The sequence below is a fragment of the Mycobacterium sp. IS-1742 genome, assembly GCF_001500125.1.
Taxonomy (GTDB): Bacteria; Actinomycetota; Actinomycetes; order Mycobacteriales; family Mycobacteriaceae; genus Mycobacterium.
Map to the genome: position 1 here is coordinate 20,866 of NZ_LQIV01000023.1, position 14,887 is coordinate 35,752.

General features: G+C 69.1%; 14 protein-coding genes. 7 read left to right on the plus strand and 7 right to left on the minus strand.

The features are described 5' to 3' along the window. Position 1 precedes the first annotated feature (1 nt). The 6 genes from AU196_RS14630 to AU196_RS14655 all read right to left on the minus strand — a co-directional run bounded on the left by AU196_RS14630 (position 2) and on the right by AU196_RS14655 (position 6,865). Positions 2-1,300 carry an MFS transporter gene (locus AU196_RS14630; protein WP_059095805.1) on the minus strand — a complete coding sequence of 433 codons (1,299 nt, stop codon included), beginning with the start codon at positions 1,298-1,300 and terminating at the stop codon, positions 2-4. 54 nt (positions 1,301-1,354) lie between these two features. Further along, entirely contained in the window at positions 1,355-2,659 is a 1,305-nt protein-coding gene (locus tag AU196_RS14635) for an MFS transporter (RefSeq protein WP_059095806.1), read from the minus strand. Between the two features lie 69 nt (positions 2,660-2,728). Beyond that, positions 2,729-4,186 (minus strand): adenylate/guanylate cyclase domain-containing protein, encoded by a 1,458-nt coding sequence (locus AU196_RS14640; RefSeq protein ID WP_059095807.1) that lies wholly within the window; start codon positions 4,184-4,186, stop codon positions 2,729-2,731. An 11-nt stretch (positions 4,187-4,197) separates the two neighbouring features. Next, positions 4,198-4,500 (minus strand): hypothetical protein, encoded by a 303-nt coding sequence (locus tag AU196_RS14645; RefSeq protein ID WP_059095808.1) that lies wholly within the window; start codon positions 4,498-4,500, stop codon positions 4,198-4,200. After that, complete coding sequence (locus AU196_RS14650) at positions 4,497-6,011, minus strand: class I adenylate-forming enzyme family protein (protein ID WP_059095809.1); 1,515 nt, start codon at positions 6,009-6,011, stop codon at positions 4,497-4,499. The genes AU196_RS14645 and AU196_RS14650 overlap by 4 nt, the downstream gene beginning before the upstream one ends. Further along, positions 6,008-6,865 carry an SDR family oxidoreductase gene (locus AU196_RS14655; protein WP_059095810.1) on the minus strand — a complete coding sequence of 286 codons (858 nt, stop codon included), beginning with the start codon at positions 6,863-6,865 and terminating at the stop codon, positions 6,008-6,010. Before AU196_RS14655 ends, AU196_RS14650 begins: the two co-directional genes overlap by 4 nt. Positions 6,866-7,077: 212 nt before the next feature. Here AU196_RS14655 and AU196_RS14660 point away from each other — a divergent pair, with 212 nt between their 5' ends. The 4 genes from AU196_RS14660 to AU196_RS14675 all read left to right on the plus strand — a co-directional run bounded on the left by AU196_RS14660 (position 7,078) and on the right by AU196_RS14675 (position 11,154). Next, on the plus strand, positions 7,078-8,655 hold the full coding sequence (locus AU196_RS14660) for a methylmalonyl-CoA mutase family protein (protein ID WP_059095811.1): 1,578 nt from the start codon (positions 7,078-7,080) through the stop codon (positions 8,653-8,655). 16 nt (positions 8,656-8,671) lie between these two features. Further along, positions 8,672-9,070, plus strand: a complete 399-nt coding sequence (locus tag AU196_RS14665) for a cobalamin B12-binding domain-containing protein (RefSeq protein WP_059095812.1) — start codon at positions 8,672-8,674, stop codon at positions 9,068-9,070. 84 nt (positions 9,071-9,154) lie between these two features. Further along, positions 9,155-10,111, plus strand: coding sequence for an LLM class F420-dependent oxidoreductase (locus tag AU196_RS14670; RefSeq protein ID WP_059095813.1), 957 nt, complete (start codon positions 9,155-9,157; stop codon positions 10,109-10,111). Then, entirely contained in the window at positions 10,108-11,154 is a 1,047-nt protein-coding gene (locus tag AU196_RS14675) for a CaiB/BaiF CoA transferase family protein (protein WP_082695724.1), read from the plus strand. Before AU196_RS14670 ends, AU196_RS14675 begins: the two co-directional genes overlap by 4 nt. Here AU196_RS14675 and AU196_RS14680 read toward each other — a convergent pair. Next, positions 11,142-11,459: a 2Fe-2S iron-sulfur cluster-binding protein gene (locus AU196_RS14680; RefSeq protein WP_059095814.1), complete on the minus strand. Its 318-nt coding sequence runs from the start codon at positions 11,457-11,459 to the stop codon at positions 11,142-11,144. The two genes, AU196_RS14675 and AU196_RS14680, sit on opposite strands and share 13 nt — an antisense overlap. A 124-nt stretch (positions 11,460-11,583) precedes the next feature. Here AU196_RS14680 and AU196_RS14685 point away from each other — a divergent pair, with 124 nt between their 5' ends. From AU196_RS14685 to AU196_RS14695, 3 genes are read left to right on the plus strand one after another with little or no spacing between them, the layout of a single operon-like run. Beyond that, complete coding sequence (locus AU196_RS14685) at positions 11,584-12,987, plus strand: class I adenylate-forming enzyme family protein (protein ID WP_197415797.1); 1,404 nt, start codon at positions 11,584-11,586, stop codon at positions 12,985-12,987. After that, on the plus strand, positions 12,965-13,780 hold the full coding sequence (locus AU196_RS14690; protein WP_059095816.1) for an acyl-CoA dehydrogenase family protein: 816 nt from the start codon (positions 12,965-12,967) through the stop codon (positions 13,778-13,780). Before AU196_RS14685 ends, AU196_RS14690 begins: the two co-directional genes overlap by 23 nt. Next, a complete protein-coding gene (locus AU196_RS14695; protein WP_059095817.1) occupies positions 13,767-14,858 on the plus strand; it encodes an acyl-CoA dehydrogenase family protein in 1,092 nt (363 codons plus the stop codon). Before AU196_RS14690 ends, AU196_RS14695 begins: the two co-directional genes overlap by 14 nt. The last annotated feature ends 29 nt before the right edge of the window (positions 14,859-14,887 follow it).

Genomic DNA, 14,887 nt, shown 5'->3' on the forward strand with positions numbered 1-14,887 from the left:
CTCACCGAACCCGGGGCTGCCGCCACGGCCCGGGCATCAGGCTGACCGACACCGCGGAGATCACCGACACCGCGATCATGTAGGCGGCGATCGCATCGCTGGAGCGGGTCGCCGCGTAGAGCGCGGTGGCGATGGTGGGCGCGAACGCCGATCCGATCACCGCCGACAGCGTGTAGCCCAGGGAGACACCGCTGTAGCGGACGTCGGCGTCGAAGGCCAGGCTGAACAGCGATCCGGTCACCCCGGCCGCCGGTGCCATCGCCAGCCCGAACACCAGCACGAGGGCGAGCAGGAACAGCCCGGGCCGACCGGTGTTGATCAGGGCGAAGACGGGCAGCACCGACAGGCCCATCGCGACCACGCCGGCCAGGAAGACCGGTTTGCGGCCGACGGCATCGGACACCCTGCCGAACACCGGATACATCACGACCGCCACCACAGCGGCCACGCACACACCGAGAAGTGCCTGCGCGCGGTCGATCCCGGCCGCGGTCGTCGCATACGAGACCAGATATGCCACGCAGATGTAGGCGAACACGCCCTGCGACAGGTACGCCCCGGCGACGAGCAGGATCTGACGCCAGTGCCTCCGGAACGCCACCGCGATCGGCAGTCGGAGGACCGCGGAACGGGCCTGCACGGCCGCGAAGTCGGGGCTCTCGGCCAGCGAGAGCCGGATCACCAGACCGATGACGATCAACACGGCACTGGCCAGGAAGGGAACCCGCCAACCCCAGGACAGGAACTGCTCGTCGGGCAGCAACGAGACGGCGTAGAACGCCAGCGTGGCGGTGGCGGTGCCGGCCGGGGCGCCCATCTGCGGGAACGCGCCGTAGAGGCCCTTGCGGGCCGGTGAGGCGTGTTCGACCGCCATCAGGGTGGCGCCGCCCCATTCGCCGCCGACGGCGAACCCCTGCGCCAATCGCAACAGCGTCAACAGAATCGGCGCTGCGACGCCGATCTGCGGGTAGGTGGGCAGCGCGCCCATCAGCACCGTGGCGACGCCCATGATCAGTAGCGAGTAGACCAGCATCCGCTTGCGGCCGACGCGGTCGCCGTAGTGGCCGAAGACGATGCCGCCCAGCGGCCGGGCGACGAAGCCGACCCCGAACGTCGCGAACGACAACAGGAGTCCGGTCGCCGGTGACACGGCGGGAAAGAACAGCTTGGGGAACACCAGTGCCGCCGCGGTGCCGTAGATCAGGAAGTCGTAGTACTCGACGGTGGTCCCGATGAAGCTGGCCGACGCGACTCGCAGCGGCGACGTGCCGACGGTGGCGGTGGCACTGGTCGCTGCCATGCATCTGGACACTATCGGCCGTTGGGCGGCCCGGCAAGGGTTCTCGCGTGTGCCTCAGACCCGCATGCGCAGTGGACGATTGGCGCTTTCGCGCATGGTCAGGATGGTGGCCAGCGAGATGACGGCGGCGACGATCACGTAGTAGGCGGGGGCGAGTTCGTTCCCGGTGCGGTCGGTGAGCCAGGTCGCGACGTACGGTGCGGTGCCGCCGAACAGCGCCACCGACGTGTTGTAGCCGATCGAGTAGCCGCTGGAGCGCACCCGGGTCGCGAACAACTCCGCGCCCGCGGCCAGTGAAGCCGCCACGAACACCGCCTCGAGCGCGGACAGGCCGGCATGTCCGGCGATGGCGCCGAGCAACGACCCGGTGTTGAACAGCGCGAACAACGGATAGGCCAGAACGGCGAACCCCACGGCGCCGGCGATCAGCAGTGGTTTGCGGCCGACGCGGTCCGACAGCGCGCCGAGCGGGAGGATGAGCACCAGCCCGACAACGCTGGCCACGGTGATCGAGAGGAACGCGTCGGTCTTGGTGAAGTCGAGCGTCTCGGTCATGTAGCTCGGCAGGTACGTGAAGACGGTGTAGAAGCCGACGTTGTGGATGATGACGAGGCCGGCGATCTGCAGGATCGGCTTCCACGAGGTGGTCACCGCATCCTTGAGCGGCGAGCTGGACACCTCTCCGGACTCCTTGAGCTCCTCGAAATCCGGTGTGTCACCGAGCCGCAACCGGATGTAGAGGCCGACGCCGCCCAGCACGCCCGCGATGAGGAACGGGATACGCCACCCGTAGGAGTCCATCGCGGACTCGCTCAGCGCCGTCTCGAGCGCCGTGACGGTCACCGAGCCGAGCAGGAAGCCGACGACCACCGACCAGACCAGGAAACTGACGACGAACCCGCGGTGCCGGTTCGGCGCGAACTCAGCGAGATAACAAGCGCCGCTGCCGTATTCGCCGCCGGCCGAGAAGCCCTGCACGCACCGGAGAACGAGCAGCAACAACGGTGCGGCGACGCCGATGGCGTCATAGCTCGGCAGCAGGCCGATCGCGAAGGTGGAGGCCGACATCAGCAGGATGACCAGGGCCAGCACGCGTTGGCGGCCGATCCGGTCGCCGAGCGGTCCGAAGAAGAATCCGCCGAGCGGCCGCATGAAGAATGCGGCCGCGAAGACGGCGAAGGTGTTCAGCAGGGCGGCGGTGTCATCCGCGGTGGGGAAGAACGTCTTCGCGATGTAGGTGGCCAGGAAGCCGTAGATCGCGAAGTCGAACCACTCGACGGTGTTGCCGATGGCGGCGCCCCGCACCGCGCGCCGCACCGCGAGCGGGTCGGCCTCCCGTTGTCCGTCGATGGCGGCCATGGCTGCTCCTCGATCGATTCGTCCACCCCGGGCACTGCTGGGACGGTGCATTCCCGATCTTGTGCGGAACTAACCCGCGGACTGCCGGTCCAGCGGGGCGAAGATCGGCGTCGGGTCCACCCGGCCGCGCAGCAGCACCTCACCCTGGGCGGCCCAGTGGCGGCGTTCGCCCGGATCCGTGCGCTCGATGACCGCACCGGAGCACAACACCCGGGCATCGGAGGCCTTCGCGTGGTCGGCGAGTCGGGCGGCTTCGTTGACCGGGTCGCCGACCACCGTGTACTCGTAGCGGTTCTCGCCACCGATGTTTCCGGCGAACACCGGTCCGGCCGAGACGCCGATGCCGAAATCCAATGGTCTGCTGCGCAACTCATCGGCCAGGGTGCGGGCGGTCGCCAGGGCCGCGTCGGCGGGGCGGTCGATGGCCAGCGGCGCACCGAACACCGCGAGCGCGGCATCGCCCTGGAATTTGTTGATCAGCCCGTGGTGGTCGTCGACCGCGGCGACGACGATCCGGAAGAAGTCGTTGAGCAGTTCGGCGACCCGCTGCGGGTCCCGACCGGTGGCCAGCCGCGTGGACCCCACGAGATCGACGAAGAGTATCGCCGCCTCGCGTACGTCGCCCTGCCCACCGGTGGCCTCTTCGGCACGGCGCACGACCTCCGGTCCGACGTGGCGGCCGAACAGGTCGCGCAGCCGGTCGCGCTCGTTCAGCCCGGTGACCATCCGGTTGAACCCACTCTGCAGATGCCCGATCTCGGACCGGTCGTAGACGTCGACCAGGCGCCCGGCCTCGCCGCGCTCGATCTCACCCATCGCCTCGACCACATCGTGGACCGGGTCCGAGATCGACCGGGACACCACGATCAGGGTCCGCAGGCCGAGCAGCACCGCGACGAGTGCGAGCACCAGCACCGGTAGTTCGATCGACGCGGCGTCGCCCACCAGCCAGCCGAGGCGGCGCATCGCGACCAGCGTGACGATGCCCGCGCCGGGCAGCGCCGTGCACACGGTCCACATGAAGATCAGCCGCCCGCGCACCCCGGGCACCGGCTCGGCGTGTTGTCTCTCCGTCGTGAGCACCGACACCAGCGGGCGCAGCGGGCGCTGGGTGAACAGGAACCCCGTGCACACCGTGGCGGTGCCGCCGAACATTGCGGCGGTGGCGATCACGAGCAGGGTTTCGGTGCCCGTGCCGGCGTTGAGGGCGATCAGCACGCCGGCCGCCACGCCCCACGGCGCCAGGAGGACCGCGGACAGTCTCGCGGTGACGTTCGTCGCACCGGTGGACGCGGGGGCGCCGTCGGCCTGTCGGCGGAATGCCGGCGCCAGGGCGGCGACACCGCCCACCGTGGTGATCAGGATGCCGGCAACGATGAGGGCGCCCACCGCGATCAGGTTGCCGACGGTGAGCAGTGCGCGGGTCCCCACGACGTTCTCGACGCCCAGCGAGAGGACGATCGCGGTGACCTCGGCGGCCGTCAGCAGGAACGCGGCGGCCAGACCCGTGGTGTACCGGGCACGCACCGCGCGGTCGGTCAGTCGCTGGCGGGAAGCGGCTTGGCCTCTTTGAGGTTCAGCGGGGTGGTGCCGATGGACAGCGTGCCCGCGCCGGCCTTGGTGACCAGCACCTCGGCGCCGCCGTCGTCGACGTAGCGCTTGCCCATCACGTTGCCGTCGGACAGCGCCGGATCCAGCGCCGCGTCGGCCGACTTCTGGCCGTCCAGCGGCACCATCGGCACGCCGCCGGCGCGCAGGTCGTCGAGGCTGTCGGCGCTGCGCACCACGATCACCTGGGTGTCGCACACCTGGCTCTGCAGGCGGGTGCCGTTCTTGATCATGCGGGCTCCTTCTCGGGCTCGTCGGCTGCGGCTTGGAGTTCTTGGATCAGTTCGCGGCGCAGCACCTTGCCGGTGGCGTTCGTGGGCAGTTCGGCCCGGAACACCACCCGGTCGGGGGTGCGGGAGCCGCGCAGATGCCTGCGCACGTGTGCCCGCAGATCGTCGGCGTCGGGGGCGGCGCCGGGCGCCGGCACCACCACGGCCACGATGATCTGCCCCCACTGCGGATCCTCGGGCCCCACGACGGCGACGTCGCGGACGTCGGGGTGTTCGACGAGCACGTCCTCGATCTCGGCGGGCGCGATGTTCTCCCCGCCTCGGATGATCGTGTCGTCGGACCGGCCGCCGATGAACAGATATCCGTCGGCGTCGAGGGACGCGACGTCTTTGGTGGGGAACCAGCCGTCCGCATCGAGCACGGAGCCGATGTCGGTGTAGCGGCCCGAGACCTGGTCGCCGCGGACGAACAGCTCACCGGTCTCGCCGGGGCCGAGCACGGTGCCGTCGTCGCCGCGGATCTGCACCTCGATGCCGGGCACGATCTGGCCCACCGAGCCGAGTCGGCGCGCCACCTCCCCGTCGTCGGAGGCGAGTGCGGCACGGTGGTCGTCGGGCCCGAGCACGGCGATGGTGGAACTGGTCTCGGTGAGCCCGTAGGCGTTGACGAAGCCGACGTCGGGCAGCAGTTCGAGCGCCTGGCGCACCAGCGGCAGGGCCACCTTGGAACCGCCGTAGGCCAGGTTGCGCAACGTGGGTAGCGCCACCTTCTGCTCGGACAGCGCAGACACGATGCGGTCGAGCATGGTGGGCACGACGGTGGCGGTGGTGACGCCTTCGGTGCTGACCAGCCGGATCCACTCGCGGGCGTCGAAGTGCCTCAGATACACCATCTTCCGGCCCGCGTACAGGTTCGACATGGCGGCGCCGACGCCGGCGATGTGGTAGGGCGGTACGCAGATCAGCGCGGCGTCATCCGGTGCGGCCGAGGCGAATTCGACCGTGCCGGTCACGTAGCTGGTGAGGTTGTTGTGGGTCAGCTCGACGGCCTTGGGGCGTGACGTGGTGCCCGAGGTGAACAGCACGACGGCCACCGCGTCGGGGTCGGCGAACTCCGCGGCGGGCTCGGCGGTCCTCGCGGCGGCGAGGAACTCCTGGGAGTCCATGACCTGCCTGCCCGCGCCCTCGACGACGTCGCGGTACTCCGGGTCGGCGATCACCAGGGCGTCGGGGAGTCGCGCGATGAGTTCGTGCAGGCCGTCGCGGCTGAGCCGGTAGTTGAGCGGGGTGAACGGGATCGCGGCCCTGGCCGAGGCGAACAGCAGCAGCGGCAGCAGCGCTCCGCCGGTTCCCACGTAGGCGACGTGCGCGGCGCCGGAACCTGCGATGACGCCTGCGCCGCCGTCGGCGAGTGCGGACAACTCGGCGACGGACAACCGCAGTTCGTCGGAGACGACGGCGGTCCGGTCCGGGTCGGCCGAGACCGACATCTCGAGCAGCAGCGAGATACTCATGACTTGTCCAGTGCCTTGTCGACGAAGATGTCGAGGGTGGGGTTGTCCCCGCCACCGTAGCGCGACAGGTCGCTCACCCCGGCCGAGGCGAGGACGTCGGAGTCGATGAAGCACTGGCCGGTGGTCTCGCGCGCGGGCCGGGACAGGACCTCGACCGCCGCGTCGGCCATGATCTGCGGATCGCGCGCGGTCTCGAGCGCATCCGCGCCGATGTTGGCCACCGCCGAAGTGGCGATGTAGGTCTCGGGCCACAGGCAGTTGAACGCGATCCCGGCGTCGGAGTACTCGGCGGCCCAACCGAGCGACAGCAGCGTCATCCCGTACTTCGACAGCGTGTACGACGGGTGCGCGCCCAGCCAGTGGGGGCTCATGTTGAGCGGCGGCGCGAGCGTGAGCACGTGCGGGTTGGCCGACTCCCGCAGGTGCGGCAGGCAGGCTTTGGTGAGCAGGAAGGTGCCGCGGAGGTTGATGTCCATCATCAGGTCGAACTTCTTGGCCGACAGCTGTTCGGTCGGTTCGGTGGCGATGGCGCTGGCGTTGTTGACGCAGACATCGATGCCCCCGAAGTGCTCGACCGCGGTGGCCACAGCGCGTGCGACGTCCTCCTCCTTGCGCACGTCACCGACGACCGCGACGGCCTTGCCACCCGCGGCCTCGACGTCGGCGACCGCGGTGTGCACGGTCCCGGGCAGCTTGGGGTGCGGTTCGCCGGTCTTGGCCAGCAGCACGACGTTGGCGCCCTGACGGGCCGCACCGATCGCGATGGCCAGACCGATCCCGCGGCTTCCGCCGGACACCACCAGGGTGCGATCAGTCAACGGCCGTTGGCTGGGCACCCCTTGTTCGCTGGGCATGGGCCTCCTCGACTCAACTCGATGGTATTGGCATTCTCATTTTCTGCAAGTGCCGTATCCGGTGATTCTGTCGCATGGGCCGGTGCAGGTGGGCGCGGGGGTGCCACGGGGCGCGACCACACGCGCCGACGGGTGCCGGACACGCGTCGACGCCACGGCCTTCCCGAATGCGGTATTGGCATTCTCATTTTTTGCAAGTACGTTATCCACTGATGAGCGACCTCGTGCAGACTTCCTCGGGCCTCCCGCTCGAGCCCGTCTACGGGCCGGGCGATCGGGACGGCGAACCCCCCGCGCCCGGCACCTATCCCTTCACACGCGGAAACTTCGCGTCGGGATACCGCGGCAAGTTGTGGACCTTCCGGCAGTATTCCGGTTTCGGCACGGCGGAGGAGTCGAATCGCCGCTACCGCTACCTGTTGGACCAGGGCGGCACCGGCCTGTCCGTGGCCCTGGATCTGCCGACCCAGTGCGGCTACGACTCCGACGACCCCGAGTACGGCGAGGAGGTCGGCCGGGTCGGCGTCGCCGTCGACACCCTGGCCGACGCGGAGATCCTGTTCGACGGCATCCCGCTGGACAAGATCAGCACCAGCTTCACCATCAACGGCACCGCGGCGATCCTGCTGGCGTTCTACGTCGCCGCCGCGGAGAAGGCCGGCGTGCCTCGGGAGAAGCTCACCGGCACCATCCAGAACGACATCCTCAAGGAGTACGCCTCCCGCGGCACCTGGATCTGGCCGCCGGAGCCGTCGCTGCGCCTGATCGCCGACACCATCGAGTTCTGCGCCGCGGAGGTGCCGCGGTTCAACGCGATCTCGGTGGCAGGGGCGCACTTCCGCGACGCCGGCGCGAACGCGGTGCAGGAGATGGCGTTCACCCTCGCCGACGGCGTCACCTACTGCGACACCGTCGTCGAGCGCGGACGGATGTCCATCGACAAGTTCGCGCCGCAGATCTCGTTCTTCTTCTACACCCACGGCGACTTCTTCGAGGAGATCGCCAAATACCGTGCGGGACGGCGGCGTTGGGCCACGATCGTGCGTGAGCGCTACGGGTCGACCAGCGACAAGGCGTCGATGTTCCGGTTCGGCTGTGTGTCCGGCGGGGCGTCCCTGTACGCGCCGCAGGCCCAGAACAACGTCGTGCGGATCGCTTATGAGGCGATGGCGTCGGTGCTCGGCGGTGTGCAGTCGATGTTCACCGCCGCATGGGACGAACCGTTCGCGCTGCCCAGCGAGGAGTCAGCGACGCTGGCGCTGCGCACCCAGCAGATCCTGGCCTACGAGACCGGGGTGACCCGGGTGGCCGACCCGCTCGGTGGCTCGTACTTCGTCGAGGCGCTGACCGACGCCACCGAGGCCAAGATCATCGAGATCATGCACGACCTCGAGACTCACGGCGGCATGGTCCGCGCGATCGAAGACGGCTACCTGCAGGGCCTCATCGCCGACGAGGCGTACAAGGTCCACCAGGAGGTCGAGTCGGGGGAGCGGCCCGTGGTCGGGGTGAACAAGTTCGTGACCGACGAACCGCCGCCGGACATCGACACCTACGAACTCGACGCCGAGGGCCGCGACCTGCAGCTCAAACGGCTGTCGAAGGTCAAGGCGGACCGCGACGCCGACGCGGTGGCGGCCGCGCTGGCGGCGCTGTCGCGGGCGGCCGAGGGTGACGACAACCTGATGCACAAACTGATCGACTGCGCGAACGCCTACTGCACCGTCGGCGAGATGGTCTCGGCGCTCAAAGCGGTGTGGGGCGAATTCCAGCAGCCAGTGGTCTTTTAGAAGGGGGGTGTTCTAGATGCCTACTCGTGTACTCGTCGCCAAACCCGGCCTCGACGGCCATGACCGGGGCGCCAAGATCGTCGCCCGCACGCTGCGGGACGCCGGATTCGAGGTCATCTACACCGGAATCCGCCAGCGCATCGAGGACATCGTGTCGATCGCGCTGCAGGAGGACGTGTCGCTGGTCGGACTGTCCATCCTCTCCGGCGCCCACCTGGCCCTGACCCGGCGCACCGTCGAGGCCCTGCGCGCGGCCGACGCCGGCGACATCGCCGTGGTGGTCGGCGGCACCATCCCGCAGGCCGATGTGCCGAAGCTGCTCGAAGCCGGTGCGGCTGCGGTGTTCCCGACCGGCACACCGCTGGAGACGCTGGTCACGGAGGTCCGCAAGCTGACCGGCGAGGTGACGCAGTGAGCGGGCGCTCGCTGAACGTGCGCCTGCCGCGAGTTTTCGGCCGAATTCTCGCGCTGACCGCACGTTCGGCGGAGGAGGGCTGACATGAGACTCGGTGTGATGATCGGCGCCGAACGCGGCGACATGGCCCGCAAGGTCACCAAGCTGGTGTCCGACATCGAATGGGCGGAATCGGCGGGGATGGACACCGCCTGGATGCCACAGGTGCCCAACGACTTCGACTGCCTGACGATGGTCGCGCTGATGGCCGCGCACACCACCCGCATCGAACTCGGCACCGCCGTGGTGCCCCTGCAGGCGCAGCATCCGATCGCGCTTGCGCGACAGGCGCTCTCGGTGCACGCCATGGCCGCCGGCCGGCTCGCACTCGGGGTCGGCCCCTCGCACCACTGGATCGTGCGGGACATGCTCGGGCTGCCCTACGAGAAGCCCGCGGCCTACACCCGCGACTACCTCGAGGTGCTCAACTCGGCACTGGCCGGTCCCGGCGACGTCGACGTCGAGAACGACACCTTCACGGTGCACAATCCGACTGTGTTGTCGGCAGATCCACCCATGCCGGTGCTGGTGGCCGCCCTCGGTCCGGTGATGCTGCAGATCGCCGGGGAACTCGCCGACGGTACGGTGCTGTGGATGGCCGACGAGAAGGCGATCGGCGAGCACATCGCGCCGAAGATCACCAAGGCCGCGGCCGACGCAGGCCGGCCCGCCCCGCGCATTGTCGCGGGCATCCCGGTATGCCTGTGCGCGAACTCCGAGATCGACGCGGCCAAGGACCGGGCCAATCGCATCCTCGCCGAGGCCGAGACCTCGCCGAACTACCAGCGACTGCTCGACCGCGGCGACGCCCGCAATGTCGGCGATCTGTGTGCCGCGGGTGACGAGGAGTCCATCCTGGCCCGGTTCAAGCAGTTCGCCGACGCCGGTGTCACCGATCTGTCCGTGCGCCTGCTGCCGATCGGGGAGACCCGCGACGAGCTGATCGCCTCGAAGTACCGCACCCGTGAGGTGATCGCCGAGCTCGCGAAGCAGGTGCGGTGATCGCACCGCTGGCCGGTATCCGCATCCTCGAGGTCGGCGTGATGCTCGCCGGCCCGTACGCGACGATGATGCTCGCCGACCTCGGTGCCGAGGTGACGAAGGTCGAGCCGCCCGGCGGCGAGATCTCGCGTCAGGTCGGCGACAGCTACTTCGCCAGCCTCAACCGCAACAAGAACAGCGTCTGTCTGGACCTGCAGTCCGCGGAGGGGCAGCGACGGCTCGGCGAGCTGGTCGCGGAATCCCATGCGTTGCTGGTGAACATGAAACCGTCGGTGATCCGCCGGCTCGGCCTCACCTATGAGAACCTGCGGCGCTTCAACGAGAAGATCGTGTGCGTGGCGTTGACGGGATTCGGGTTGGACGGCGGGGACGATCCGGCGTTCGACTACGTGATCCAGGCGGCCACCGGGGTGGCGGCGATGACCGGCGATCCCGACGGACCGCCGACGCTGCCGGGCTACTCGTCGGCCGACAACTCGACCGGGCTGACCGCCGCCCTCGGCCTGCTTGCGATGATCGTCTCCGGGCGGGGCGGACAGGTGGACGTGTCGCTGCGCGACGTGATGCTCTCGCAGCTGAACTACCGTGCGTCGGCGTACCTCAACGACGGGGTGGAACCGCGCCGCCATCCCAACGGTGCGCACTCGTTCTACGTTCCGGCGCAACTGTTTCCGACCGCCGACGGCTACCTGGCGTTGTTCGTCACCCACGACGGGTTCTGGCGGCTGTTCGCCGACGAGGCCGGTATCGAGGGATTCCCCACCATGGCCGAGCGGGCCGCGCGGCGCGACGAGGTGCTCGCCCTCGTGACCGGGGCGCTGGCCCGCGACACCGCCAAGGGGTGGGAGGCGCGGCTGCGCCCGCTGGGCATCCCGGCCGCGGCCGTGCGCGGATTGCCCGACGCGCTGGCGGAGACGCCGGAGGCGCTGGTGACCGCAGGCGAGTTCCGCTTGGTCGGCAGTCCGATCCGCATCGCCGGGTATCAGCCCGACTACCGTCCGCCGCCGCCACGTCCGGAGGCGGCCACCGGTCAGTCGTCGTAGGTGACCGCGACTCGGGCGGTGTCCGGGACCGCCTGGCAGGTCAGCACATATCCGTCGGCCACCTCGTCGTCGTCCAGCGCGTCGTTGACCCGCATGGTGGCGGTGCCCTCGGTGAGCTTGGCGATGCAGGTCCCACAATTGCCCGCCTCGCAGGAGAACGGCGGCGCCATCCCCGCCCGGCGGGCGCTCTCCAGCAGCGTCTCCCCGGGCACCTGGGCCACGGACAGCGTCTTGCGGTCGAGCACGATGGTGACCTCGGCACCGGCCCCGCCGGCGGGCGCCGCGGGCATCGGTTCGGCCGTCATATGACTCCTTGAGCATGGTGATTCTGATATATGGAGAACTCTATTCTCCCGAAATGATAGGCTGTTCTCAAGTGGAGATTACTTCGTTCAGGAGGGTCCGGCGGCGGTGAGCGATGGCCGACACGTGACGGACTCTGCCGCACTCGCATTCGGGGATCGCGAATACTCCCTGGCTGAGCTCGACGCCCTGGCCAGCGGTATGGCGACCGCCCTGGAGCAGCGCGGTGTCCGCGCGGGCGACCGGGTGGCCATGATGTCGTCGAACCGGCCGGAGTTCGTTGCCGCACTGCGCGGGATCTGGAACCTGGGCGCCGCCGCGGTCCTGATCAGCCCCGCGTGGAAGCGCGCGGAGGTCGCGCACGCCCTGGAGCTGACGCGCCCCAGCCACGCGGTCGGTGACCATCCGGTGCTGGCCGAGCAGATGCCCATGCTGCACCTCGACGAACCGATCACGCCGGGGTGCCGCGAGTTCGACGACGTCGCACCGGACTCCGATGCGCTGTTCGTGTTCAGCTCCGGCACGACCGGTATGCCCAAGGCGGTCCGGCACACGCACCGGGCGTTCGCCGTCGCGGTCCGGCACTGGCGCGACGCCCTGGAACTGTCCTCGTCCGACCGGATGCAGATCATGACGCCGCCGTCGCACATCCTCGGTCTGCTCAACATCGTCATGGCGCTGGAGACGGGCACCTGGATCCGGCTGCACCCGCGCTTCGACATCGACACGATGCTGCACCACATCGAGTCCGACCGGATCACCGTCGAGATGGCCGTCGCGCCCATCGCGCTGGCGCTGGCCGCGCACCCGAAGCTGGAGAGCTACGACCTGTCGTCGCTGCGTTACATCATGTGGTGTGCCACCCCGGTCACCAAGAGCGTCGCCGACGACGTCACCCGCCGCACCGGAGTCGAGTGGGTGGCCGCCTATGGCACCACCGAATTGCCGGTCATCGCAGCCAATCCCATCACCGGTGCGCGCCTGGACACGGTCGGGAGGCCGGTGCCCGGGGTCCGGGTGCGCGTCGTGTCGCTCGAGGACGGGACGCCACTGGGCCCGGACCAGGTCGGGGAGATCCAGGTGCGGTCGGATTCGGTCATGGCCGGCTATCTGCCGCGGGAGGCGACGGCGGCGGCGTTCGCCGACGGCTGGTACCGCACCGGTGACGTCGGACGCCTCGACGCCGATGGCTGGCTGCGCATCACCGACCGCTCCAAGGAGATGATCAAGGTTCGGGGTTTCCAGGTGGCGCCTGCCGAGGTCGAAGCGGTGCTGCACGGCCATCCCGCGGTGGAGGACTGCGCGGTGTTCGGTGAGCCCCACCCGACCGACGGCGAGGCCGTCGTGGCCGCGGTCACCACGAACAGCGGCGTGTCCGCCGACGAGTTGACCGAACTCGTCGCCGGGACGCTCGCGTCGTACAAGCGACCGAGCCGGGTGGTGTTCGTCGCGGCGATTCCGCGACTACCGTCCGGGAAGGTCCTGCGCCGAGTGTTGAAGGAGCAGCATGGACGTACGTCTGACGTCTGAACAACAGCAATTGCGTGACGCCGCAGCCGAAGTGGCGGCCGAACTCGGCCCCGGTTCGGTGGCCGACCTCGAAGACCAGGCGCGGGTCGGGAGGCTCGAGAAGGCGGTCGACGCCACCGGGTTCCGCACCCTGCGGTCCGACGGCGCCTCGGCGGTGGAGGTCGCGATCGTGGCGGAGGAGTTCGGCCGCGGGCTGGTCGACGTGCCGTTCCTGGGTCCGGTGCTCGCCGACGATCTGCAGCGCAGGCTCGGTCGTGCGATCTCGGCCGCAGCGGCCGCCACGCCATCGGTCGACCTCACCGGAAGCCTTGTCGGAGCGGTCGAGTCGCCGGTCGAGCTCGCGGAGCTGTCCGACGAGGATTCGGGACGCTGGTACGCACTCGCACTGGCCGCGACGACCGGCGACCTGGTCGGCGCGGCGCGCGGAACCCATTCGTTGGCCACCGAATACGCCAAAGTGCGCGAGCAGTACGGATCGGCGATCGGCTCGTACCAGGCGGTCGCGCACCTGCTCGCCGAGGGCCTGGCCCTGATCGAGGGTTCGATCAGTGTCGCCCGGCACGCGGCCTGGGCCGTCGACGAACTACCGGTCCGCGAGGCGATCGAGGCGGCCCGGATCGCCAAGATCTACTGCGCGCGGGCGGCGATGACCGTGTGTGAAACGTCGATTCAGGTGCACGGCGGCATCGGTAACACGTGGGAATGCCTGGCGCACGTCTACCTGCGCCGGGTGCTCGCCGCCACCGAGATGTGGCCTGCGAAGCTGGAGGAGTTGACCATTGGACTTTCGTGATTCCCCCGAGGAAGCCGCCTTCCGGGATCGGTTGCGCGCGTGGCTGACCGAACAGAAGGGCAAGTTCCCCACCTCCGGTGACGCGTACTGGGCCAAGGCCGGCGAGTGGCACCAGGCACTGTTCCAGGCGGGCTTCTTCGGCACCTCCTGGCCGAAGGCGTACGGCGGACAGGATCTGCCGCCGGTGTACGACGTGATCGTCGACGAGGAGATCGCCAAGGCCGGTGCGCCGGCGCGGCCGAGTCTCGGCTACCTCGTCGTCGGCCTCAGCCACCACGGCAGCGAGGAACTGCGACAGCGCTTCCTGCCCGGCATGATCAACGGCACCGAGCGGTGGTGCCAGGGCTTCTCCGAGCCCGGCGCGGGATCGGATCTGGCGTCCTTGACGACCACCGCGGTCCGTGACGGCGACGAGTACCTCATCCATGGACACAAGATCTGGACCAGCTACTCCGATGTCGCCGACTGGTGTCTGGTGCTGGCCCGCACGGAGAAGGACGTGCCCAAACACAAAGGCATCTCGGCGTTCATCGTCACCATGCACCAGCCGGGGATCGAGCAGCGGCCGCTGCAGATGATCAGCGGTGTGACCAAGGAGTTCGGCCAGGTCAGTTTCGACGGCGCTCGGGTTCCCGCCGAGAACATGGTCGGCGCACCGGGGGAGGGTTGGAAGCTGGCGATGACGGTCGTCAGCCACGAACGTGAGCCGTCGACGCTCGGGTTCTCCGCCCGATACGGAAAGACCGTGCGCCAGATGGCATCTCGGGTTGACGGTGCACCGAACGAGGAACTCCTGTGGGCGTGGGTGCAGACCGAGATGTTGCGACTGCACGTGCGACGGCGGTTGTCCGAACAGCTGGACGGCATCACCCACGGGCCGCAGGGATCGCTCGACAAGTTGCTGATGACCTGGACCGAGCAGTCCGTCGGTCACGCCGCGCTCAAGACCGTCGGCACGTCGGACGAGGAACTCTTCGGCGCGTACATGTACAGCAGGGCCCAGAGCGTGATGGGTGGTACGTCGCAGATCCAGAAGAACATCATCGCTCAACGCATCCTCGGATTGGGGACGCGATGAGCGCTCGCGCGAAGAGCAGAGGAGTGACG

Coding starts and splice junctions, on each gene's coding strand:
- AU196_RS14660 (WP_059095811.1), top strand. CDS start 7,078: ATGAGCGACCTCGTGCAGACTTCCTCGGGCCTCCCGCTCGAGCCCGTC.
- AU196_RS14665 (WP_059095812.1), top strand. CDS start 8,672: ATGCCTACTCGTGTACTCGTCGCCAAACCCGGCCTCGACGGCCATGAC.
- AU196_RS14645 (WP_059095808.1), bottom strand. CDS start 4,500: ATGATCAAGAACGGCACCCGCCTGCAGAGCCAGGTGTGCGACACCCAG.
- AU196_RS14680 (WP_059095814.1), bottom strand. CDS start 11,459: ATGACGGCCGAACCGATGCCCGCGGCGCCCGCCGGCGGGGCCGGTGCC.
- AU196_RS14655 (WP_059095810.1), bottom strand. CDS start 6,865: ATGCCCAGCGAACAAGGGGTGCCCAGCCAACGGCCGTTGACTGATCGC.
- AU196_RS14690 (WP_059095816.1), top strand. CDS start 12,965: ATGGACGTACGTCTGACGTCTGAACAACAGCAATTGCGTGACGCCGCA.
- AU196_RS14630 (WP_059095805.1), bottom strand. CDS start 1,300: ATGGCAGCGACCAGTGCCACCGCCACCGTCGGCACGTCGCCGCTGCGA.
- AU196_RS14635 (WP_059095806.1), bottom strand. CDS start 2,659: ATGGCCGCCATCGACGGACAACGGGAGGCCGACCCGCTCGCGGTGCGG.
- AU196_RS14650 (WP_059095809.1), bottom strand. CDS start 6,011: ATGAGTATCTCGCTGCTGCTCGAGATGTCGGTCTCGGCCGACCCGGAC.
- AU196_RS14670 (WP_059095813.1), top strand. CDS start 9,155: ATGAGACTCGGTGTGATGATCGGCGCCGAACGCGGCGACATGGCCCGC.